This is a genomic window from Pseudonocardia sp. Ae717_Ps2 (assembly GCF_001932475.1).
GTDB lineage: Bacteria > Actinomycetota > Actinomycetes > Mycobacteriales > Pseudonocardiaceae > Pseudonocardia.
Window position 1 is genome coordinate 2,925,795 of sequence record NZ_MCIS01000001.1, and the last position, 21,416, is coordinate 2,947,210.

Below are 21,416 nucleotides of genomic sequence, written 5' to 3' on the forward strand. Positions count from 1 at the left end.
GTGCGTGGCATGATCCACGCCGTGACCGTCGACGACCCCCGCTGGGCCGCTCCCCCGGCCCCGGCGCGACGGACGCTGGACCGCGGGTCCGTCGTCGCCACGGCGCTGCGCCTCGCCGACACCGACGGCCTGGCCGCGGTGTCGATGCCGCGGCTGGCCCGGGAGCTGGGGTCGGCGCCGATGTCGCTGTACCGGCACGTGCCCGGCAAGGACGCGCTGGTCGACCTCGTCCTGGACGCCGCGCTGGGCGAGCCGCCGGACCTGGCGGGCTGCGGGCTTCGGCTGGGGTGCGAGATCTGGGCGTCCGCCCTGCGCGAGGTGCTCGACGAGCACCCGTGGGCCGTCGGGCTGCTCGCCGGTCCCCGCGCCACCGGCCCGGCCGAGTGCGCGTGGGCGGAGGCGCTGCTCGCGCACGTCGTCGGGGCGGGGCATCCGCTGCACGCGGCCGTGGAGGTGCTGCACCTGCTGCACGGCTACGTGCGGGGGGCGGCGGCCCTGGCCGGGGACCGCCTGCCCACCCTCGACGACGTCCGTCGCTCCGGCCGGTCCGAGCAGCTGCCGGTGCTGTCCCGGCTGCTCGGCGGCGCGGTGGTGCGCGGACCCGGTGGCGGCGAGCCGCTGTTCGAGTCCGGGCTGCGTCGCACCCTCGACGTCGTCGAGGCCGGGCTCCGGCCCTGATCAGCCGGCCGTACCGAGCTCGAGGCGCGGCCAGTCGGCCAGGTCGCGCAGCAGCTGCCGGTCGTGGGTGGCGACGACGACGGCCGCCGAGGTGTCCCGCACCATCGCGGTGAGCTCGTCCACCAGCCGCGCCGACAAGTGGTTGGTCGGCTCGTCGAGCAGCAGCGTCGTCGGGCGCGCCGCGAGGGTCACGGCCAGGTCGAGCCGTCGTCGCTGCCCCTCCGACAGCCGTCCGACCGGCGTCCGCAACGCCGCCGCGTCGAGCAGGCCGTGAGCACCGCCGCCGGCCTGCTCCAGCACGGCGCGCGCGGGCCACCGCGGGTCGAGCACCGCGGTCTCCTGCCCCAGCCGGACGACCCGGGCGCCGCCCGCGGTGCGCACCGCCCCGGTGTCCGGGTCGAGTGCTCCCGCCAGCACGGCGAGCAGTGTCGACTTCCCGGCCCCGTTCGGCCCGGTCACGAGCAGCCGGTCGCCCCCGTCGAGGACCAGGTCGACCGGGCCGGCGAGGCGGTCCCGCACGCCGATCCCTTGCGCGCGCAACTGCGGCGCGCCCGGTCGCACGTCGAGGTCGGGCCTACGCAGCGACGACGGCGGCACCGGCACGTCGACCCGGTGCGCGTCGAGCTCGGCGCGGCGGCGCTGCAGTGCCTGCACCACGCCGGGAGCCCGCGACTGGCGGGCGTGCTTGCCGGTCCCCTTGTCCGGGCGCCAGCCGGTCGAGAGCCGGTCCCGGGCGGTGGCGACGGCCTCGACGAGGCGGCGGTGCTCGGCCTGCTGCTCGGCGTACGCGGCCTCCCATGCACTGCGGGCCCGGTCGCGGGCGGTCACCCAGCCGTCGTAGCCGCCCGCGGTGAGCCGGGGCGCGCCGTCACGGGTCGGGTCGAGGTCGCAGAACTCCTCGGCGACCTCGCGCAGCAGGGCCCGGTCGTGACTGACCACGGCAAGTCCGCCCGGGTACGCACGCAGGGTGCGGGTCAGGAAGTCCAGACCGCCCGCGTCGAGGTGGTTGGTGGGCTCGTCGAGGAGCAGGACGTCGTGGCGGGCGCCGAGCAGGCACGCCAGCCGCACCCGGTGGCGCTGCCCCACCGACAGGGTCTCCAGCGGCCGGTCGCGGTCGGTGCAGGCGCCGAGTGCGTCCAGCGCGACGTCGATGCGGCGTTCGGCGTCCCAGGCGTCGAGCCGGGTCGCGGTGTCCAGGGCGGCGGCGAACCGGTCGTCGGCGCCGGGCGCACCGTCGGTGAGCGCCCCGGTCGCCGCGTCGAGCTCGCGCAGCGCCGTCCGCGGGGCGGCGAGCGACTCCGCGGTGAGCGTGCCGACGGTCTCGCCGTCACGGGCGGGCACCTCCTGGCGGACCAGGGCGACGGTCCCGGCGCGGTGCACGGTGCCGGAGTCCGGGACGATCACGCCGGCGAGGACGTGCAGGAGCGTGGACTTGCCCCGGCCGTTCTCCCCGACCACGGCGAGGCGTGACCGGGCGGAGACGGTGAGGGTCACGCCGGCGAGGACGCGGTGCGATCCGCGGGTGACGACGACGTCCTCGGCGCGCACGTGGGCGGACGCGCCGGCGTCGAGGGTGGGGAGGAGGGACGAGGGTTCGGGGGTGGTGTGCACGAGAGGCTCCGCGGCATCCGAGATCGGAGCCGGGCAGCACGGAGTGCGCCGCCCGGCGGGGACCGGGACGGCGGACGCGGTGGTTGCTTCGCGGGACGAAGAGGTGGGCGCCGCCGTCAGCGGGCGGTGCGGACCTTCTGCGACCAGATTCCTCGTGCCATGGTTCGAGCCTACCCGTCGGCAGGTGGGTGCGTCGTCCGGCTTCGGGCGCGCTCACCCGTCCCGGTCACCCACCGCCCCGGCGGCCCGAACAGCGCTCAGATCCCCCGCCGACGCGCCCGCAGCAGGACGACGACCATGACGACCAGCCCCAGCGCCCCGGCCACCGGGAGCGGGAACCCGGTGCGGAACGACCACCACGGGTGCACGATGTCAAACCCGGCCCGCAGGGCCCACACGACCGCGAGCACCACGCCGGCGGCGGTGACACCGAGCAGCACGGCCAGGGTGGTCTCCACCGCCTGGGCCTCGCTGCGTTCCCGGTGCCGCTCCACGACACCACCCTGCCCGATCCGCGCGATGCCCAGAAGGGTTCGACGGGATCAGAAGGGCACGAGGGCGGCACCATGGTCGGCGCCGTGGTCGGCCCCGGAGGGCAACGGATCGGTGAAGGCCCGGTAGTCGAACGGCTGCGTCGTCGCCCGACGGCCGCACGGTGCCACCCAGGTCAGGCTGCCGTCGCGCCCGGCGAGCACCTGCCAGCCGGGAGCGTCCTTCAACGCGTGGTCGGCCCGGCACAGCCCGAACAGGTTCTCCGCACTCGTCGGCCCGTTCCCGGCCGCCCAGGGCCGGTGGTGGTCGAGGTCGCGGACCCGGCGGCTGCACGCGGGACCGCGACAGGTGCCGTCTCGTGCCCGGACGTGGTCGGCCATCGCGACCGGCGGGCGGTAGCGCGTCCGTCCGACGTCGAGCAGCATGCCCGACAGCGGGTCGGTCACCAACCGCTGCCACACACTGCCTGCGGCGAAGGCCCGGGCGAGGTCCGCGGGGATCGGACCGTGCCCGACCAGCTCGGCCGGCGCCGCGCCTCCCATCAGCGTGCTGAGCGGGACCACGACCTGGATCAGCGGACGACGACCCACCACCTCCCCCGGGTCCGGCTTCGCCGCGAGCACCTGCGCGACCGCGGCGAGCAGGGTGCCGTCCTCGGCACCCTCAGCGGCCGCACCGAGCGCGTCCCGGACCGTACCGACGTCGGTGAGCGTCAGCGTGCCCTGCAGCAGCTGGTGGGCGAGGTCGACGCGCTTCTGGTCCAGGGTCCGGTCGTCGCACGGGTCGTCGAGGGAACGCGCGAGCCGGTCGACGCACTGCCACGACGCCTCGACCTGCGCGGCGGTGCCGCCCAGCCACAGCGACCCCATGCCGTCGTCCCCCGGGGAGACCGACATCCGCCGCTCCGAACGGGCCCGTTCGTGACGCTCGCGGGCGCCGTCCGGGCCGATCCGGGCGATGTGGCGGCGCAGCCGCTCCCGGAGCAACCGCCGGTGCGCTGCGGGGCGCCCGGGAGGACGGCGGCCTGCACCCGTCGGGCACGCTCGTCGTCGAGGACGAGGGTCGACGACGAGATCGCCTCGGCCGCAGCCTGGTCGATCCGCCCCGACTCCCACTCCGCCAGGGTCTCCGGCAGCACCCTGGCGAACCGCTGCGCCTGACCGATCAGCGACCGGGCGTGGTCGCGCGGGACCCGCAGCACGATCGCCACCTGGTCCGGCAACCATCGCGCGACGGGCTGCGACGCACGCGGGTCCGCTCCGGGCGGTGCGGCACTCGTCCTGGTCGGGTGCCGCTCCGCGACCTCCGCGACCGAGCGCATCCGCAGGGCGGTCGAGCGGCGCACCCAGTGCTCGGCGCCCTCGAGGACGTCGAGCACCTGCAGGTCGGTGAGCCGGTCGGGCAGCGCCCCGGCGACCAGGCAGCGCAATGCGGCCCACGCCACGTCGTCGATCCCGCCGGACGGGTCGGGCGGCTGCTCGGGCCCGCACATCTCGCCGCACAGATCGGCCGCGAGACCGTGCGGACACCGGGTCGCCTCCTCCACCGCCTCACGGCGGCGTCGGTGCTCGATCCAGGCCGGGTCGTCACCGGGGTCGACGGACGTCCAGGCCATCACGGTCTCGATCATACGTTCGATTATATCCCCCTGAGATGCTGTCTTCCAGGTCGTTCGGCGCTCGGGCACGGCCGTCCGACGCACCCGTCCGGCGGGCGGGCTCGTCGACCCACCCCCGCCCGCCGATCCCAGCGAGCCCCTACGCCGACACCCTCTGCACCGCCACCCGCGAGCAGCGCGCCCTCACACCGCCACCGGCACCCGACCCCGGGCCGGCGCGGACGCCACCAGCACCCCGCCGACCACCACCGCCCCGGCGACCAGCTCGATCACCGACGGCCGCTCCCCCAGCAGCACCATCGCCAGGCTCATCCCGACCACCGGCACGAGCAGCGAGTGCGGCGCGACGAGCCCGGCCGGGTAGCGGCGCATCAACCCGGTCCAGATCCCGGCGGCCAGCACGGTCGCGACCAGCGACAGGTACACGAGCGCGGCCAGCCCCGCGACGCCGTCGGGGGTCACCATCGCGACGACGTCGCCCCACGCGCCCGGCCCCTCCACCACGGCCGAGGCGGCCAGCAGCGGCACCGGCGGCACGACGGTCATCCACAGCGTCAGGTGCAGCGGGTTCACCGCCTCGCCCTCGCGCTGGGCCAGGCGGCTGCACAGGTTCCCGGCCGCCCAGCCGAGTGCGCCGAGCAGGGTCAACACCACGGGCAGCAACGCCGCGGACTGTGCCCGGGCCACCGCGATGCACCCCAGACCGACGACGGCGACGCCGATCCCGGCCCACTGCCGCGGCGTCACCCGCTCGCGCAGCAACAGCGCGCCCAGCACCAGCGTGAACGGCCCCGACGCCTGCAGCACCAGCGACGCGAGCCCGGTCGGCATCCCGGCGTACATACCCAGGAACAGGAAGAGGAACTGCACCGTGCCGAACCCGAGCCCGTAGCCGACGAGCCAGCGCAGCGGCACCCGCGGCCGCGGTACGAGCAGCACCGTCGGCACCGCGAGCACGAGCATCCGCAGCCCGGCGAGGAACAGCGGCTGGAAGTGTTCCAGGCCGACGTGGATGGCGATGAAGTTGGCGCCCCACAACACGGCGACGACGACGGCGAGCAGACGGTCCCGAACGGTCACGGGTCCACGCTGCCGCCCCCTGACCGTACAGACCAGCGATGAGAAGTGAAACGATGTTGTAGCGTTCCTTCATGGACGTGCGTCGGCTCCGGATCCTGCGCGAGCTCGCCGACCGCGGCTCGGTCACCGCCGTCGCCGCGGCACTGAACTTCACCCCGTCCGCGGTGTCCCAGCAGCTCAAGACCTTGTCGCGGGAGGCTGGCCTGGAGCTGACCGCGCCGGACGGCCGTGGTCTGCGGCTCACCGCGGCCGGGCGGGCCGTCGTCGACGGGGCGCAGGAGGTGCTCGACGCGCTGGGCCGGCTGGAGGAGACCGCCGCGGGACTGCGCGAGCAGCCGCTGGGGACGGTGCGGGTGGTGTTCTTCCCGTCCGCGGCCCGGCTGCTCCTGCCCGGTCTGCTGCACCGGGCGTCGGCCCATCCCGGGCTCGCGCTGTCCTGCCGGGACCTCGACCTGCGTCCGGAGGAGGTGCCGGCCGCGGCGGCCGACGCCGACGTCGTCGTCACCCACCACGACGAACGGCTCGACCCGTTCGGCACCGGCCGGCTCACCGTGCACCCGCTCCTGCGCGAGCCCCTCGACGTCGCGCTCCCCCCGGACCACCCGCTGGCCCACCGTGCCGAGGTGCACCTGCCCGAGCTCGTCGACGCCGACTGGATCTCGGTCGCCGTCGGCTGGCCGGTCGACGACGTGCTGAGTTCGCTGTCCCTGGTGACCGGCACCGTGCCGCGGGTGGTGCAGCGGATCAACGACTTCTCGGTCACCGAGGAGCTCGTCGCGCACGGGCACGGCGTCGCGCTGCTGCCCCGCTACTCCACCGACCACCGCGACGGCGCCCGGCTCGCGCTGCGCCCGCTCGCGGGGGTGCGGGCCGCCCGCCTGGTGCGCGCCGTGACCCGCGGTGCGGTGACCCGGCCCGCGGTACGGCTGGTGCTCGACGAGCTCGCCGCGGAGGCCGCGGCGGTCAGAGCAGCCGGGTGACCTTGTTCAGTCCGGCGTAGCGGACCGGGGTGACCCGCACGGTCGCACCCGAGTACGGAGCCTCCAGCATCTTGCCGTCGCCGAGGTAGATGGCGATGTGGTGGGTGCGACCGCCCTCGGCCCAGGACAGCATGTCCCCGCGCCGCATGTCCGAGATCGGCACCAGCCGCCCGGCGTTGGCCTGGTTCCCGCTGTAGCGGGGCAGGTAGATGCCGACCCCGGCGAAGGCGAACTGCATCAGCCCCGAGCAGTCGAAGCCGACCTTGCGGAAGTCGCCGTGGGCGTCGGCGACGCCGCCGTCGCGGATGCCGCGGGTCGGTCCGCGCGTGTTGCCGCCACCCCAGGCGTAGATGGTGCCGAGCTGGGCCATCGCCCGGTCGATCACGGTCTCGATCGCCGCCGTCCCGGTGCGCCGCGGCGCGGGACCCGCCGACGGCGCGGACTCCTGCGCAACCCGCGACGCCGCCTCCTCCCTGGCCCGCCGGTCGGCCTCGGCCTGGAGCCGGGCCTGTTCGGCCCGCCACGCCTCGTAGCGCTGGCGCTGGGCGCGCAGCCCGGCGTCGGCGTTCTCGGCGGCGTCGAGCCGGGACTGCACGTCGGTGCGTTCGGCGTGCACCGCGTCGAGCCGGGTCTGCTGGGCGTCGGCGGCCGCGACGGCCTCGTCGACGGCGGCGTCGGCCGCCGCGGACGCCTGCTCGGCGTCGGCGCGACGCCGGTCGGCCTCCTCCTGCGCCGCGCGGGCGAGGGAGTCGGCGTTGGCCTGGGCGATGCGGGCCTGCTGGAGCTGCTCCAGGACGGCAGCCTGGTCCTCGCTCAGCGCGTCGGTGAGCCGGGCCCGGTCCATCAGGTCCTGCGGGTCGGTCGCCCGGGAGAGCAGGCCGAGCGGGCCCAGGTCGAGGCCGTGGGTGTAGACGTCGCCGACGAACGCGTCGATCCGGGTCCGGGCGTCGTCGACGGCGCGACCCGCAGCCTCGGTCGCGGCGCGGGCGTCGGCGGCCCGGGCCGCGGCGGTCTCGGCCTCGCGACCGGCGGCGTCGGCGGTGTCCCGGGCGGCGAGTGCCTCCTCGTTGCGCCCCGCGACCTCCATCTGCAGCTGCTCGGCCTGTGCGTCGAGCTCGGCGAGGCGGGCGGTGAGCCTGCCGACCTCGGCCGCCCGGTCCTGCACCGACTGGCGGCTGCGCTCCAGCTCGTCGTCGCCGGGGTTGGGCGGCGGCGGGGGCGGAGGCTGCGCCGGGAGCACCGCAGCAATGGGCACGGCGGCGGTGGGCACGACGGTCGCGGCCGCACCCACCCCGGGCGAGGCCAGTGCAACCGCCACGAGCACGGCCACCACGACGAGGGTCGCCGACGGCTGGCGCGTCACGGGGAGGTCCTTCCGGGGAGCGGGGCGGGATCGACAGGGGAGCTCGACCGGCAACACTGCCACTCGCGTCACCCGAATCCCGTGCGACACACCGGACTCGTCCATCACACGAGCGACCCCACGCCCCCGACGGCTCCGCGACTCCGGCCACACCCGGCTCGCCAGGCTTATAGGACAGGCGTACTGTTTACCTCACGAGGGTCCGCGCTGCTGCCGACACGGCGGTGCGCGAGACTCCGACACGACGCAGGTGAGCCCCTCCTCCCCCGCGAGGCGGGGCGGGCTCACCGCACCGGACATAGCGACCGCCCACCACCACGGGAGGACCACCAAGTGGCCAGCACCGACAGCTTCGGCGCCCGAGGACAGCTCGACGTCGGGGGCACCGGTTACGAGATCTTCCGGCTCTCCGCGGTGGAGGGCTCGAAGCGCCTGCCGTTCAGCCTGAAGGTCCTGCTCGAGAACCTGCTCCGCACCGAGGACGGTGCGAACGTCACGGCGGACCACATCAACGCCCTGGCGAACTGGGACCCGCAGGCCGACCCGGACACCGAGATCCAGTTCACCCCCGCCCGGGTGATCATGCAGGACTTCACCGGCGTGCCCTGCGTCGTCGACCTGGCGACCATGCGCGAGGCCGTGACCGAGATGGGCGGCGACCCGTCCAAGGTCAACCCGCTCGCACCGGCCGAGCTGGTCATCGACCACTCGGTGATGATCGACTTCTTCGGCACCGCCGACGCGTTCGAGCGCAACATCGAGTTCGAGTACGGCCGCAACAAGGAGCGCTACCAGTTCCTGCGGTGGGGCCAGGGCGCCTTCGACGAGTTCAAGGTCGTCCCGCCCGGCACCGGCATCGTGCACCAGGTCAACATCGAGAACCTGGCGCGCGTGGTCATGCCGCGCAACGGACAGGCCTACCCCGACACCCTGGTCGGCACCGACTCCCACACCACGATGGTCAACGGCCTGGGCGTGCTGGGCTGGGGCGTCGGCGGCATCGAGGCCGAGGCCGCGATGCTCGGCCAGCCGGTCTCGATGCTCATCCCCCAGGTGCTCGGCTTCAAGCTGACCGGCGAGATCCCGACCGGCGTGACCGCCACCGACGTGGTGCTGACGATCACCGAGATGCTGCGCCGCCAGGGCGTCGTCGGCAAGTTCGTCGAGTTCTACGGCGCCGGCGTCGGCGCGGTGCCGCTGGCCAACCGCGCCACCATCGGCAACATGAGCCCGGAGTTCGGCTCGACCGCGGCGATCTTCCCGATCGACGAGGAGACCGTCCGCTACCTGAAGCTGACCGGCCGGTCCGCCGAGCAGATCGCGCTGGTCGAGGCCTACGCCAAGGAGCAGGGCCTCTGGCACGACCCGGACCACGAGCCGGTCTACTCCCAGACCCTGGAGCTCGACCTGTCGACGGTCGTCCCGTCGATCGCCGGCCCGAAGCGCCCGCAGGACCGCATCGAGCTGACCGACGCCAAGCCGGCGTTCCGCAAGACCGTGCACGACTACACCGACGACGGCGTGGCCCCGAGCCCGCTCGCCGGCGTCGACGAGTCGTCGAACGAGTCCTTCCCGGCCAGCGACGCCCCCGCGCTCTCCTTCGCCGACGACGACGCCGCGCCGATCATCATGTCGGCGGCCGACGGCTGCGAGGGCCGCCCGTCCAAGCCGGTCACGGTGAAGTCCGAGACGCGTGGCGAGTTCGTGCTCGACCACGGCGCCGTCGTGATCGCCTCGATCACCTCGTGCACCAACACCTCGAACCCGAGCGTCATGCTCGGTGCCGCGCTGCTGGCGCGCAACGCCGTCGAGAAGGGCCTGACCACCAAGCCGTGGGTCAAGACCTCGATGGCCCCGGGCAGCCAGGTCGTGACCGACTACTACGAGAAGGCCGGCCTCTGGCCCTACCTCGACAAGCTCGGCTACAACCTGGTCGGCTACGGCTGCACCACCTGCATCGGCAACTCCGGCCCGCTGCCGGAGGAGATCTCGGCCGCGGTCAACGACAACGACCTCACCGTCGTCTCGGTGCTCTCAGGCAACCGGAACTTCGAGGGCCGGATCAACCCCGACGTCAAGATGAACTACCTGGCGTCCCCGCCGCTGGTCATCGCCTACGCGCTGGCCGGGACGATGGACTTCGACTTCGAGACCCAGCCCCTGGGGCAGGACTCCGAGGGCAACGACGTCTTCCTCCGCGACATCTGGCCCTCGACCGAGGACATCAACGACGTCGTGGACTCCTCGATCACCTCGGAGATGTTCACCAAGAGCTACTCCGACGTGTTCCGCGGCGACGACCGCTGGCGCGCGCTGCCCACCCCCGAGGGCAAGGTCTTCGAGTGGGACCAGAAGTCCACCTACGTCCGCAAGCCCCCGTACTTCGAGGGCATGAAGGGCGAGCCGGACCCGGTCACCGACATCTCCGGCGCCCGCGTGCTCGCGCTGCTCGGCGACTCGGTCACCACCGACCACATCTCGCCGGCCGGTGCGATCAAGCCGGGTACCCCGGCCGCGGAGTACCTGGACTCCCACGGCGTCGAGAAGAAGGACTACAACTCCTTCGGCTCGCGGCGCGGCAACCACGAGGTGATGATCCGCGGCACGTTCGCGAACATCCGGCTGCGCAACCAGCTGCTCGACGACGTCTCGGGCGGCTACACCCGCGACTTCACCCAGGACGGCGGACCGCAGGCGTTCATCTACGACGCCGCGCAGAACTACGCCGCGGCCGGCACCCCGCTGGTCATCCTCGGCGGCAAGGAGTACGGCTCCGGCTCGTCGCGTGACTGGGCGGCCAAGGGCACCGCGCTGCTGGGCGTGCGCGCCGTCATCGTCGAGTCCTTCGAGCGGATCCACCGCTCGAACCTGATCGGCATGGGCGTGATCCCGCTGCAGTTCCCCGAGGGCGAGTCGGCGAAGAGCCTCGGGCTCGACGGCACCGAGACCTTCGACATCGCGGGCGTCACCGAGCTGAACGACGGGAAGACCCCGAAGTCGGTGCACGTGACCGCGACCAAGGGGTCCGGCGAGACCGTCGAGTTCGACGCGAAGGTCCGCATCGACACCCCCGGTGAGGCGGACTACTACCGCAACGGCGGCATCCTGCAGTACGTCCTGCGAGGCATGCTGAAGAGCTGACGCGCGCAGCACCCACCACCACACGGAGCCCGTCCCCTCGCCGAGGGGGCGGGCTCCGTCGGTGCTGCCGGACGGGACTGCGGGCCGGGGCTGCGGGCTGGGACTGCACTCCCGGCGCGTGCCTACGGACGGGCCCCCAGGTCGTGGGAGATGCGCCGGGCGGCGTCGGCGGCGGCGCGGCCGTGGTCGTCGAAGACGTCCTCGGTCATCCGCACCGTCGGACCGGACACCGACAGCGCCCCGACCGGTTGCCCGTCGGGACCGAGGAGGGGGGCGCCGACCGCGGCGATGCCGTCGGAGAGCCCCTCGGGGTTGACCGACCATCCGCGCTCGCGGACCTCCGCGATCCGGGCCCGCAGCCGGTCGGGGTCGACGACGGTGCGCCGGGTGGACGCCTCCAGCGGACCGGCGAGGTAGTCCTCGACCTCCGCCGGGGTGCACGCGGCGAGGTAGGCCTGCCCGGTGGCCGAGGCGTGCAGCGGGATGCGGTGACCCAGCGGCAGGAACGCGCGCAGCCGGTGCGCGGTGTCCAGCCGTTCGAGCAGGACCAGCTCGCGACCGTCCGGGGCCGCCAGGTGCACGGTCTCCCCCGTCGTGAGCTGCAGCTCGTGCAGGACCGGGAGCGCCACCGCGCGCAGGCCACCGGCGTCGCGGGCCTGGTTGCCGACCGCGAACGCCCGGTAGGTGAGCCGCCAGCGGGCGGTGTCGTCGCTGACGCACCAGCCGACCTCGGCGAGGGTGTGCAGGATCCGCTGCACGGTGGACTTCGGCAGCGCGACGGTGCGGGCGAGGTCGGACAGCCCGACGGGCTGACGCTCCCCCACCGCCTCCAGGACGCGGACCGCGGAGACGACGCTGGTGGTCGGAGCCATGAGCGGTGTTGACCTCCCCCGTTCGGGCGACCTAGTGTCCGCCCCAGACGGTCCACTCTACGAACCACTGTGCCACCTGATGGACCGATACGACAAGCGCGTACCAACGGGGGTAGGCATGGCGGTGCAGACGGTGCAGGTCGTCACGCTGGTGGTGTTCGCGGCGGTCTTCGTGATCGCCGAGGTCCGCCGGTCCCACATCGGGATCGTCATGTTCGCGGCCGCCGCGGGCATGGGCGTGCTCGTCGCGGGCCTGCCGCTCGACGACGTCGTCGCGGGCTTCCCCGTCGACATCCTCGTCCTGCTGGTCGGGGTGACGTTCTTCTTCGGGATCGCGAAGGCCAACGGCACCATCGGCCGGCTCGTCGACCGGGCCCTGGTCGTGGTCGGTGACCGGACCGGGGCGCTGCCGCTGACGTTCTTCGTGCTCACCGGCGTGGTGTCGGCGATGGGCTCGCCCCTGGGCGGTCTGGTCATGGCACCGATCGGGATGACCGTGGCCCACCGGCGCGGGATCGACCCGATGCTGATGGCGCTGGCCATCGGGACCGGGCTGTCGGCGGGCGGGTTCGCACCGACGTCGCTGTTCGGGATCGTCACCTGGGGCACGGCGTCGGCGGCGGGCATCGCGCTCGCCCCGCTGACCCTGTTCGCGGTCGCGATCGTCGCGAACCTGGTGCTGCTGGCCGCGTCCTACCTGATGTTCTCCGCCCGCAGCCGGGTCCCGGTCGCCGCCGGCGGCGGGCCCCAGGAGCCCGGAGACACCGAGCCGCCGGCGCGCGAGCCGTTCACCGCGACGCACCGGATCACCGTCGTCGCGATGCTCGGCCTGGTCGCGGCGATCGTCGTGCTGGCGCTGCTCGACGCCGAGCCCGACGTCGGAGTGCTCGCCTTCGTCTTCGGCGCGGTGCTGACCCTGATCGACCCGGACAGCGGTCGCGGTGCCCTGAAGGAGATCGACTGGTCCACCGTGCTGCTGGTCGGCGGCATCATCACCTACGTGGGCGTGCTCCAGGAGATCGGCTCGGTCGACCTGCTGGGCGACCTCGCCGCGAGCCTCACCGTCCCGCTGCTCGCAGCGCTGGTGATCTGCGCGGTGTGCGGGCTGGTGTCGGCGTTCGCCTCGACCACCGGCATCCTCGCCGCGCTGGTGCCGCTGGCGATCCCGCTCGTGCAGCAGGGCGGGCTCCCGGGCTGGGCGCTGATCTGCGCGCTCGGGGTCTGCTCGTCCATCGTGGACGTGTCGCCCTTCTCGACGGTGGGTGCGACGCTGGTCGCCACCACCGTCGACGAGCAGGAACGCCCCCGCATGACTGCACTGCTGACCCGCTGGGGCCTGTCGATGGTCGTGATCGGCCCGTTGGCCTTGGTCGGCGCCCTCGTACTGCCGGCCATGGCCGCGTGAGAAGGAGATCCTCGTGTTCCTCACCTCCCTGACCGAGCCGCGGGACCTGGAGCGGGCCGTCACCGTCGGCGACGACGTGCTCTCCCGCTCCGAGCTCGTCGACCGGGGCGGACGCGTCGCCGCCGGGATCCCCGACGACGGCCCGGTCGCGGTGCACGCCACCGCCTCGATCGACACCGTCGTCGCGATCACCGGCGCGATCATGGCCGGGGTGCCGGTCGTGCCGGTCCCCCCGGACTCGGGGCCGGCCGAGCGTGGGCACATCCTGACCGACTCCGGCGCCACCGCCTGGGCGGGACCGCGGCCCGACGGCGTCGACCTGCCGGTCGTCGTCCCCGGCGCACGACCGCTCACCCCGCGCGCGGTCGACCCGGCCGCCACCGCGATGCTGCTCTACACCTCCGGCACCACCGGCCGCCCCAAGGGCGCGCAGCTGTCCGGGGCCGCGATCGCCGCCGGGCTGGACGCCCTGTTCGAGGTGTGGGACTGGACCCCCGAGGACACCGTCGCCCACGGTCTGCCCCTGTTCCACGTGCACGGCCTCATCCTCGGGGTGCTCGGTTCGCTGCGCCTCGGGTCGCGGGTGGTGCACACGGTCAAGCCGCAGCCCGCCCGCTACGCCGCGGTCGACGCCTCGATGTACTTCGGCGTCCCCACGGTCTGGAACCGGATCGTCGACGAGCCCGACGCCGCCCGTGCCCTGGGCCGGGCCCGGCTCCTCGTCTCGGGCAGCGCCCCGCTGCCCGCCTCGCTGTTCGACCGGATCGCCGGCCTGACCGGGCAGGCGCCGGTCGAGCGCTACGGCATGACCGAGACCATGATCACCCTGTCCGCGCACGCCTCCGGGGAGCGTCGCGCCGGATGGGTCGGCCTCCCCGTCCCTGGCGCCCAGACCCGGCTGCTGCCCGCCTCCGACGACGCCCCCGCCACCGTCCCCGACGACGGCGAGACCGTCGGCCGGCTCGAGGTCCGCGGCCCCATGCTGTTCGACGGCTACCTGAACCGCCCCGACGCGAACGACGAGTGCTGGGCCGGCGAGGGCTGGTTCCGCACCGGGGACCTCGCCGTCCGCGACCCGGGCGGGTTCCACCGCATCGTCGGCCGCGAGTCCACCGACCTGATCAAGTCGGGCGGCTACCGGATCGGCTCCGGGGAGATCGAGGCCGTGCTGCTCGACCACCCGGGCGTCGCCGAGGTGGCCGTGGTCGGCGCCCCCGACCCCGACCTCGGCCAGAAGATCGTCGCCTACGTCGTCGGCGACTCGCGTGACGGGCAGGCGCTGATCGACCACGTCGCCGGGCAGCTGTCCTGGCACAAGCGTCCCCGCGAGGTCGTGTTCGTCGACGCCCTGCCCCGCAACGCGATGGGCAAGGTCCAGAAGAAGCTGCTCGGCGCCTGACCCGGGTCCCCGGATCGGGCGCGTCCGCGGGCGCTCCCGGCCGGCCGGGCCTAGGTTGCTGACCATGCCCGGTGCGCACTCACCCTCGGAGGACCGCGGCGACGACCGCGGGGTCTCGGTCAACCCCGTCTTCGCGGCCGAGCCGGTGGACATCCCCCGGTTCCGGATGCCCGACTCGGGCCTGCACCCCGAGATCGCCTACCAGGTCGTGCACGACGAGCTGATGCTCGACGGGAACGCCCGGCTGAACCTGGCCACGTTCGTCACGACGTGGGCGGAGCCCCAGGCCGAGCGGCTGATGGCCGAGTCCTTCGACAAGAACATGATCGACAAGGACGAGTACCCGCGGACCGCGGACCTGGAGCAGCGGTGCGTGCGGATGCTCGCCGACCTGTGGCACGCCCCCGACCCGGGACGGGCCGTCGGCTGCTCGACGACGGGCTCGTCGGAGGCGTGCATGCTCGGGGGGCTGGCGCTCAAGCGGCGCTGGCAGCACCGGCGCAGGGCGGCAGGCCTCCCGACGGACCGGCCGAACATCGTGATGGGCGTGAACGTCCAGATCTGCTGGGACAAGTTCGCGAACTACTGGGACGTGGAGCCGCGGCTGGTCCCGATGGAGGGCGACCGGCTGCACCTGGGGGCCGACGAGGCCGTCGCGCTGTGCGACGAGAACACCATCGGCGTCGTCGCGATCCTGGGGTCCACCTTCGACGGCAGCTACGAGCCCGTCGCCGAGATCTGCGCCGCGCTCGACGACCTGCAGTCCCGCACCGGGCTGGACGTCCCGGTGCACGTCGACGGCGCGTCGGGAGCGATGATCGCGCCGTTCTGCGACCCCGACCTGGAGTGGGACTTCCGGCTGCCCCGGGTGGCGTCGATCAACACCTCCGGCCACAAGTACGGCCTGGTGCATCCGGGCGTCGGGTGGGCGGTGTGGCGCGACACCGACGCGCTGCCCGAGGACCTGGTGTTCCGGGTGAACTACCTGGGCGGGGACATGCCGACGTTCGCCCTGAACTTCTCCCGCCCCGGCGGGCAGGTCATCGCCCAGTACTACAACTTCCTGCGGCTCGGCCGCGAGGGCTACGCGCGGGTCCAGAGCACCTGCCGGGAGATCGCCACCGGGCTGGCCGGGCGGATCGCCGACACGGGCGCGTTCCGGCTGCTCACCGACGGCTCGCAGCTGCCCGTGTTCGCGTTCACCGTCGCCGACGGCGAACCGTTCTCGGTGTTCGACGTGTCGGCGGGTCTGCGCGAGACGGGATGGCTGGTCCCGGCGTACACGTTCCCGCAGAACCGGGAGGACCTGGCGGCGCTGCGGATCGTGGTGCGCAACGGGTTCAGCCACGACCTGGCCGCGCTGCTGCTCGACGACCTGGCGCGGCTGCTGGAGCGGCTGCGCCGCCAGGCCGGTCCCGTCCGCGGGAGCGAGGCCGCGGGCTTCGCCCACGGGACGTGAGCCGGTCCCGGCGGGACACCCGCACCGCGTACCTGCTGCTGGCGCCCAGCCTGCTGGGTGTGGTGCTGTTCCTGCTGGTCCCGGTGCTGATCGTGGTGGGGCTGGCGCTGTTCCGGTGGGACCTGGTCGGGCCGCGGACGTTCGTCGGGCTGGACAACGTCGTCGCCGTCGCCACCGACGGCCGGTTCACCCGGTCCCTGCTGGTGACGGCGTTCTTCGTGCTCATCGTCATCCCGGTGCAGACCGCCCTCGGTCTGGCGGCGGCGCTGCTGCTGGACCGCGGTCTGCCGGGGACCACGGTGTTCCGGGTGATCTTCGTGCTGCCGTGGATCTGCGCGCCGCTGGCGCTGGGCGTGGTGTGGCGGTGGATCCTGTCCCCCACCGACGGCGCGCTCAACGCGCTGCTGGGGATCCGCGTCGAGTGGCTGGCCGACCCTGCGCTGGCGCTGCCGTCGGTCGCGGCGGTGACCGCCTGGACCCAGGTCGGCTACGTCGCCCTGTTCTTCCTGGCCGGGCTGCGCGCCATCCCGGACACGATCGTCGAGGCGGCCCGGCTCGACGGGGCATCGGCGTGGCAGCTGCTGTGGCGGATCCGGCTGCCGCTGCTGCGGCCGACGCTGTTCTTCGTGCTGGTCACCGGCGTGATCTCCAGCTTCCAGGTGTTCGACTCGGTGTACGCGCTCACGCCGAACGGCGGCCCGCAGGGTGTCACCGACGTCGTCGCGGGGCGGATCTACTACGAGGCGTTCGAGAACCGCGCGGTCGGGCAGGCCGCGGTGATGGCGGTGGTGTTGTTCGTGATCCTGGTGGTGGTGACCGTGGCCCAGCAGCGGTGGTTCAGCCGTCGCACGACCTACGAGCTCGACACGTGAGGCGCGGCAGACTCGTCGACGCGGCCGTGCTGGTCGCGCTGCTGGTGGGCGCGGTGGTGACGCTGGCGCCGTTCGTGCTGAGCGTGATGACCGCGCTGAAGACGACCCGGCAGTTCGCGGCGACGCCGGTGCTGGCACCGCCGGCCCCGCCGACGGTCGAGAACATCGTGACCCTGTTCGGCCGCGACTACGACTTCGTGACCCCGATCGCGGTGACCGCGCAGGTGGTGGTCGTGGTCCTGGTGGGGCAGCTGCTGTTCTCGGTGCTCGCGGCGTACGCGTTCGCCCGCCTGGAGTTCCCGGGTCGCGACGCGTTGTTCTGGGTGTACCTGGGGACGCTGATGGTGCCGCAGGCGGTGACGGTGATCCCGCTGTACCTGATGATGACCGAGGTGGGGCTGCGGAACACCTTCTGGGCGCTGGTGCTGCCCTACGTCCTCGGGTCGCCGTTCGCGATCTTCCTGCTGCGCGAGCACTTCCGGACCATCCCGCAGGACCTGATCGACGCCGCCCGGCTCGACGGTGCCGGGACGGTCGGGATCCTGCGGCACGTCGTCGTGCCGGTGAGCCGGCCGATCCTCACGACGCTGGCGGTGATCACCGTGGTGACGCACTGGAACAACTTCCTGTGGCCGCTGGTCATCACCTCCGGCCGGACCTGGCAGGTGATGACGGTGGCGACCGCCGGGCTGCAGACCCAGTACAACGGGAACTGGCCGATCGTGATGGCGGCGACGACGGTCGCGATCGTCCCGCTGATCGCGCTGTTCCTGGTGTTCCAGCGCAGCGTCGTCCGCTCGATCACGATCACGGGGTTCCGGTGAGGCGCCGCCTGGGCGCCGCGCTGGTGCTGGTCGCGGCGCTGGTGCTGACGGCCTGCTCCCCCGCGTCGCGGTTCGACGACGATGCCGACGGCGTCACCACGGTGACGCTGCGGTTGTGGGACACCCAGGTCGCGGCGGCCTACCGGCGCTCGTTCGACGCGTTCACCGCGGCCAACCCCGACATCCGGGTCGAGCTGGTGCAGGTCCCGTTCAAGGACTACTTCACCTCGCTGCCCCTCGACGTGGCCTCGGGTACCGCGACCGACATCTACTGGGTCAACTCGTCCAACTTCGGGGCGCTCGCCGACGCCGGAAGGCTGATCGACGTCGGGTCGGCGCTGGCCGACCAGCGCGCCGGCTGGGTGCCGGCCGCCGCGGACCAGTACACCCGCGGCGGCACTCTGTGGGGTGTCCCGGTGGTGACCGACGGCCGGATCGCGCTGTTCTACAACAAGGACCTGGTCCGCGCGGCCGGGGTCGACCCGACGACGCTGCGGTGGGATCCGACCGACCCGGCCCGCGACACCCTGCTCCCGGCCGCGCGGAGGCTGACCGCCGACGCCACCGGACGGACCGCGGACCAGCCCGGGTTCGACCCGCGCACGGTGCGCCGGTACGGCTTCAACGCGGCCCGGGACCTGCAGGCGATCTACGTGAACTTCCTCGCCTCCGCGGGCGGCCGGTTGCAGGCCCCCGACGAGACCTTCGACTTCGCCACGCCCGCGGGTGAGCAGGCGTTCGGCTACCTGGTGAACATGATCAACACCGAGCGGGTGGCGCCGTCCGCGGCCGACACGAACCAGAACCCGGACTTCAGCCGCGACCAGTTCTTGCGGGGCCGGATCGCACTGTTCCAGAGCGGCACCTACAACCTCGCCAACATCGCCGAGGGCGCGACCTTCGACTGGGGGATCGCGCCGATGGTCGAGGGCCCGCGCGGCCGGGTCAGCGTGGTGTCGAGCATCGTGGCCGCCGGCAACGCCGACAGCCCGCGGCGTCCGGAGATCCTGCGGGTGCTGCGCTGGCTGGGATCGCCGGAGGGTGCCGCCCCGGTCGGCGACAGCGGCGCCGGGCTGCCCGCGGTGACCGCGGCCCAGCGGGGCTGGTTCGACTACTGGGCGCGCCGCGGCGTCGACACCCGGGAGTTCGTCGCGGACGGCCCGACGACCCCGGCACCGTCGGGGCCGAAGGTGGGCGCGGCGACGACGGCGATGGAGCCCACGCTCGACGACCTGTTCGCCGGGCGGCTGCCCGTCGCCGCGGGGCTGCGGCGGGCGCAGGACATCGGCAACGCCGCGCTGCGCTGATAGCGTGTCCGGTGCGCCCCCGATGGGCCCAGCCGGAAGGAGTTCTCGCCAGTCCCGCACGGGCCCGCGGGCGCAGCTCCTTCACCCAGGTCGTTCGCGTGGTCCCCACTGTCGTCGGGAGACCCGTATGACCTGCACGTTCAACCACATGATCGTCGCCGCCCGGGACCGGGTGGCCTCCGCCGAGTTCTACCGGCACGTCCTGGAGGCGGCGCAGGCGCCGTCCTGGGGGCCGTTCACCAACGTCGCCCTCGACGGCGGCGTCCTCGTCCAGTTCGCCGACCTGCCCACCGACGTCTACCCGCAGATCCAGCCCCAGCACTACGCGTTCCTCGTCGACGACGCGCTGTTCGACCGCGCGTACGCCCGGCTCGTCGAGGCGGGCGCCGAGCACTGGGCCGACCCGCAGCGCACCCGCCCCGGCGAGATCAACCACGGGCACGGCGGGCGCGGGGTGTACTTCCTCGACCCGGCCGGTCACTTCCTCGAGATGATCACCCAACCGTATGTGTGACGTCGCCGCGGCCCGGCGCTGGCTCGACGCCGCCCGGCCCGATCCCGGCCGTGCCCCGGACTGGATGGTGCCGTTGCTGCGCGGGCTGGAGCACGCCGGGCCGCGGGACATCAGCAGGAACGACCTGCCCGCCGACCACGTCGGACCCCGGCAGTCGGCCGTGCTGGTGCTGCTCGGGCAGGGCCCCGACGGCCCGGAGGTCGTGCTCCAGCGGCGGGCCCGACGGCTGCGCCACCACTCCGGCGAGATCTCCTTCCCCGGGGGCCGTGCGGACCCGGGCGACACCGATCCCGCGGCCACCGCGCTGCGGGAGGCGACCGAGGAGACCGGGCTGGAGCCGTCCGGTGTGGACGTCGTCGCGACGCTGCCGCGGCTGATCCTGCTGACCGGGTTCCACGTGACCGCGGTACTGGGGCACTGGCGGACGCCGACCCGGCTGCACGCGGTCGACCCGGCCGAGACCGAGGCGGTGCTGCAGGTGCCGTTGGTGGTGCTCGCCGACCCGGCGCACCGGTTCCGGCTCCGGGCCGGGGGCGGGGCCTGGCGGGGCCCCGGTTTCCGGGTGGGCGAGGACGTGGTGTGGGGGTTCACCGCCGAGGTGCTCGACGCGGTGCTGCGCCTGGGCGGGTGGGAGCGGCCGTGGCCGCCCGGCCCGGAGCTGGACTGGGAGTCGTTGTGAGCACCAGCAGCGGCGCGGCCAGCAGGGCCAGTGCCGCGGCCGTCCATATCGGACCGATCGGCCCGGCCGCCGCGAATGCCGCGCCACCCAGCAGCGGGCCGAGGGTCGCTCCGGCGTTCAGCGACGCGGTGGCGACGGCGCCGCCGAGGGTCGGTGCCTCGCGGGCGGCCGTCAGCGCCCGGGCGACGAGCGTCGACGCGACCGCGAAACCCAGCGCGCCCAGCAGCCCGACCAGGGCGAGCACCGCCACCGGGTGCGTGGCACCGAGCGCGAGCGCGGTCCAGGCCACCGGCAGCGCGCTACCCGCGCCGAGCAGCAGCGGGCGGGCGCGGGTGTCGGCGAACCTGCCCGCGATGCCCACCCCTGTGGCGGCGCCGGACCCGAACAGCAGCAGCCCGACGGGCACCGCCGGTGGGCCGCCCGCCTCGGCCAGCAGCGGCGCCAGGTAGGTGTACGCGGCGAACGTCGAGCCGTTCACCAGGGCACCGAGCGCCAGCGCCCCGACGACCGCGCCCCGGCGCAGGACCGTCAGCTCGGCGCGCAGGCCGGGCGCCGGTGCCCGCCCGCCGTCGCCGGTGGGGACGCCGGCGACGACCCCGGCCAGCGCGACGGCGGCCACCGCCGCGACCACCCAGAACGTCGCACGCCAGCCGAACGCCTGTCCCACCAGTGCGCCGGCCGGGACACCGGCGACGAGGGCGACGGTCGTGCCGGACAGCAGGGTCGCGGTCGCGCGGGCCGTACGCTCCGGCGGCGCCGCCGCGACCGCGACCGACAGGGCGACGGCGAGGAACCCGGCGGTGCACAGCGCGGCGAGCACCCGGGTGACCAGCAGGATCCCCAGGCCGGGGGTCAGCGCCCCGGCGACGTGCGCGGCGACGAAGGCGGCCAGGAACCCGCACAGTGCGAGCCGCGGCGGCAGCCGGCGTGCGGCCAGCGCTGTGAGCGGGGCGCCGAGGACCATCCCCACGGCGAACGCCGAGGTCAGGGACCCGGCGGCGAGCGGGGTGACGCCGAGGTCGGCGGCGATGTCCGGGACGAGCCCGGCGAGCATGAACTCCGTGGTGGCCAGCGCGGTGACGGCGCAGGCGAGGACGACGAGCAGCACGGTGGAACTCCGTG

Annotated in this window: 18 protein-coding genes; 11 read left to right on the forward strand and 7 right to left on the reverse strand. The window is 74.0% G+C overall.

Going from position 1 to position 21,416, the window contains the following annotated elements:
* Positions 1 to 9: 9 nt before the first annotated feature.
* Positions 10 to 678 (forward strand): TetR/AcrR family transcriptional regulator, encoded by a 669-nt coding sequence (locus tag Ae717Ps2_RS13625; RefSeq protein ID WP_020627770.1) that lies wholly within the window; start codon positions 10 to 12, stop codon positions 676 to 678.
* On the opposite strand, the gene Ae717Ps2_RS13630 is transcribed toward Ae717Ps2_RS13625, so the two are convergent.
* The 4 genes from Ae717Ps2_RS13630 to Ae717Ps2_RS13645 form a co-directional block, all read right to left on the reverse strand.
* On the reverse strand, positions 679 to 2,289 hold the full coding sequence (locus Ae717Ps2_RS13630) for an ABC-F family ATP-binding cassette domain-containing protein (RefSeq protein ID WP_075333467.1): 1,611 nt from the start codon (positions 2,287 to 2,289) through the stop codon (positions 679 to 681).
* A 257-nt stretch (positions 2,290 to 2,546) separates the two neighbouring features.
* A complete protein-coding gene (locus Ae717Ps2_RS13635; RefSeq protein ID WP_075306197.1) occupies positions 2,547 to 2,783 on the reverse strand; it encodes a hypothetical protein in 237 nt (78 codons plus the stop codon).
* A gap of 48 nt (positions 2,784 to 2,831) precedes the next feature.
* Positions 2,832 to 3,767 carry an HNH endonuclease signature motif containing protein gene (locus tag Ae717Ps2_RS37335; protein ID WP_139318711.1) on the reverse strand — a complete coding sequence of 312 codons (936 nt, stop codon included), beginning with the start codon at positions 3,765 to 3,767 and terminating at the stop codon, positions 2,832 to 2,834.
* 815 nt (positions 3,768 to 4,582) lie between these two features.
* Entirely contained in the window at positions 4,583 to 5,479 is an 897-nt protein-coding gene (locus tag Ae717Ps2_RS13645) for an EamA family transporter (RefSeq protein ID WP_075306193.1), read from the reverse strand.
* Positions 5,480 to 5,550: 71 nt separating this feature from the next.
* Between Ae717Ps2_RS13645 and Ae717Ps2_RS13650 the strand changes: the two genes are divergently transcribed.
* On the forward strand, positions 5,551 to 6,459 hold the full coding sequence (locus tag Ae717Ps2_RS13650; protein WP_075333468.1) for a LysR family transcriptional regulator: 909 nt from the start codon (positions 5,551 to 5,553) through the stop codon (positions 6,457 to 6,459).
* On the opposite strand, the gene Ae717Ps2_RS13655 is transcribed toward Ae717Ps2_RS13650, so the two are convergent.
* Complete coding sequence (locus tag Ae717Ps2_RS13655; protein ID WP_083695956.1) at positions 6,443 to 7,822, reverse strand: NlpC/P60 family protein; 1,380 nt, start codon at positions 7,820 to 7,822, stop codon at positions 6,443 to 6,445. The genes Ae717Ps2_RS13650 and Ae717Ps2_RS13655 overlap by 17 nt on opposite strands.
* 333 nt (positions 7,823 to 8,155) lie before the next feature.
* On the opposite strand from Ae717Ps2_RS13655, the gene Ae717Ps2_RS13660 reads away from it, so the two are divergent.
* Positions 8,156 to 10,963 (forward strand): aconitate hydratase, encoded by a 2,808-nt coding sequence (locus tag Ae717Ps2_RS13660; RefSeq protein ID WP_075333469.1) that lies wholly within the window; start codon positions 8,156 to 8,158, stop codon positions 10,961 to 10,963.
* A gap of 122 nt (positions 10,964 to 11,085) precedes the next feature.
* Here the strand turns inward: Ae717Ps2_RS13660 and Ae717Ps2_RS13665 are convergent, their stop codons facing one another.
* A complete protein-coding gene (locus tag Ae717Ps2_RS13665) occupies positions 11,086 to 11,835 on the reverse strand; it encodes an IclR family transcriptional regulator (protein WP_075306188.1) in 750 nt (249 codons plus the stop codon).
* A 118-nt stretch (positions 11,836 to 11,953) separates the two neighbouring features.
* On the opposite strand from Ae717Ps2_RS13665, the gene Ae717Ps2_RS13670 reads away from it, so the two are divergent.
* The 8 genes from Ae717Ps2_RS13670 (at position 11,954) to Ae717Ps2_RS13705 (ending at position 20,294) form a co-directional block, all read left to right on the forward strand.
* Positions 11,954 to 13,240: an SLC13 family permease gene (locus tag Ae717Ps2_RS13670; protein WP_075306186.1), complete on the forward strand. Its 1,287-nt coding sequence runs from the start codon at positions 11,954 to 11,956 to the stop codon at positions 13,238 to 13,240.
* Between the two features lie 13 nt (positions 13,241 to 13,253).
* Positions 13,254 to 14,639: an acyl-CoA synthetase gene (locus Ae717Ps2_RS13675; RefSeq protein ID WP_198932181.1), complete on the forward strand. Its 1,386-nt coding sequence runs from the start codon at positions 13,254 to 13,256 to the stop codon at positions 14,637 to 14,639.
* A gap of 64 nt (positions 14,640 to 14,703) precedes the next feature.
* Positions 14,704 to 16,098 carry a glutamate decarboxylase gene (locus Ae717Ps2_RS13680; protein WP_020623779.1) on the forward strand — a complete coding sequence of 465 codons (1,395 nt, stop codon included), beginning with the start codon at positions 14,704 to 14,706 and terminating at the stop codon, positions 16,096 to 16,098.
* On the forward strand, positions 16,095 to 16,970 hold the full coding sequence (locus tag Ae717Ps2_RS13685; protein WP_075306181.1) for a carbohydrate ABC transporter permease: 876 nt from the start codon (positions 16,095 to 16,097) through the stop codon (positions 16,968 to 16,970). The genes Ae717Ps2_RS13680 and Ae717Ps2_RS13685 overlap by 4 nt, the downstream gene beginning before the upstream one ends.
* The gene (locus tag Ae717Ps2_RS13690) at positions 16,967 to 17,794 is read left to right on the forward strand and encodes a carbohydrate ABC transporter permease (RefSeq protein WP_020623777.1); all 828 of its coding nucleotides are present in this window, start codon (positions 16,967 to 16,969) and stop codon (positions 17,792 to 17,794) included. Before Ae717Ps2_RS13685 ends, Ae717Ps2_RS13690 begins: the two co-directional genes overlap by 4 nt.
* Complete coding sequence (locus Ae717Ps2_RS13695) at positions 17,791 to 19,101, forward strand: sugar ABC transporter substrate-binding protein (RefSeq protein ID WP_075333470.1); 1,311 nt, start codon at positions 17,791 to 17,793, stop codon at positions 19,099 to 19,101. The genes Ae717Ps2_RS13690 and Ae717Ps2_RS13695 overlap by 4 nt, the downstream gene beginning before the upstream one ends.
* Positions 19,102 to 19,228: 127 nt before the next feature.
* The gene (locus tag Ae717Ps2_RS13700; RefSeq protein ID WP_075306177.1) at positions 19,229 to 19,615 is read left to right on the forward strand and encodes a VOC family protein; all 387 of its coding nucleotides are present in this window, start codon (positions 19,229 to 19,231) and stop codon (positions 19,613 to 19,615) included.
* Entirely contained in the window at positions 19,608 to 20,294 is a 687-nt protein-coding gene (locus tag Ae717Ps2_RS13705) for a CoA pyrophosphatase (protein ID WP_075306175.1), read from the forward strand. Before Ae717Ps2_RS13700 ends, Ae717Ps2_RS13705 begins: the two co-directional genes overlap by 8 nt.
* On the opposite strand, the gene Ae717Ps2_RS13710 is transcribed toward Ae717Ps2_RS13705, so the two are convergent.
* Positions 20,203 to 21,402: an MFS transporter gene (locus Ae717Ps2_RS13710; protein WP_075306173.1), complete on the reverse strand. Its 1,200-nt coding sequence runs from the start codon at positions 21,400 to 21,402 to the stop codon at positions 20,203 to 20,205. The genes Ae717Ps2_RS13705 and Ae717Ps2_RS13710 overlap by 92 nt on opposite strands.
* Positions 21,403 to 21,416: the final 14 nt, after the last annotated feature.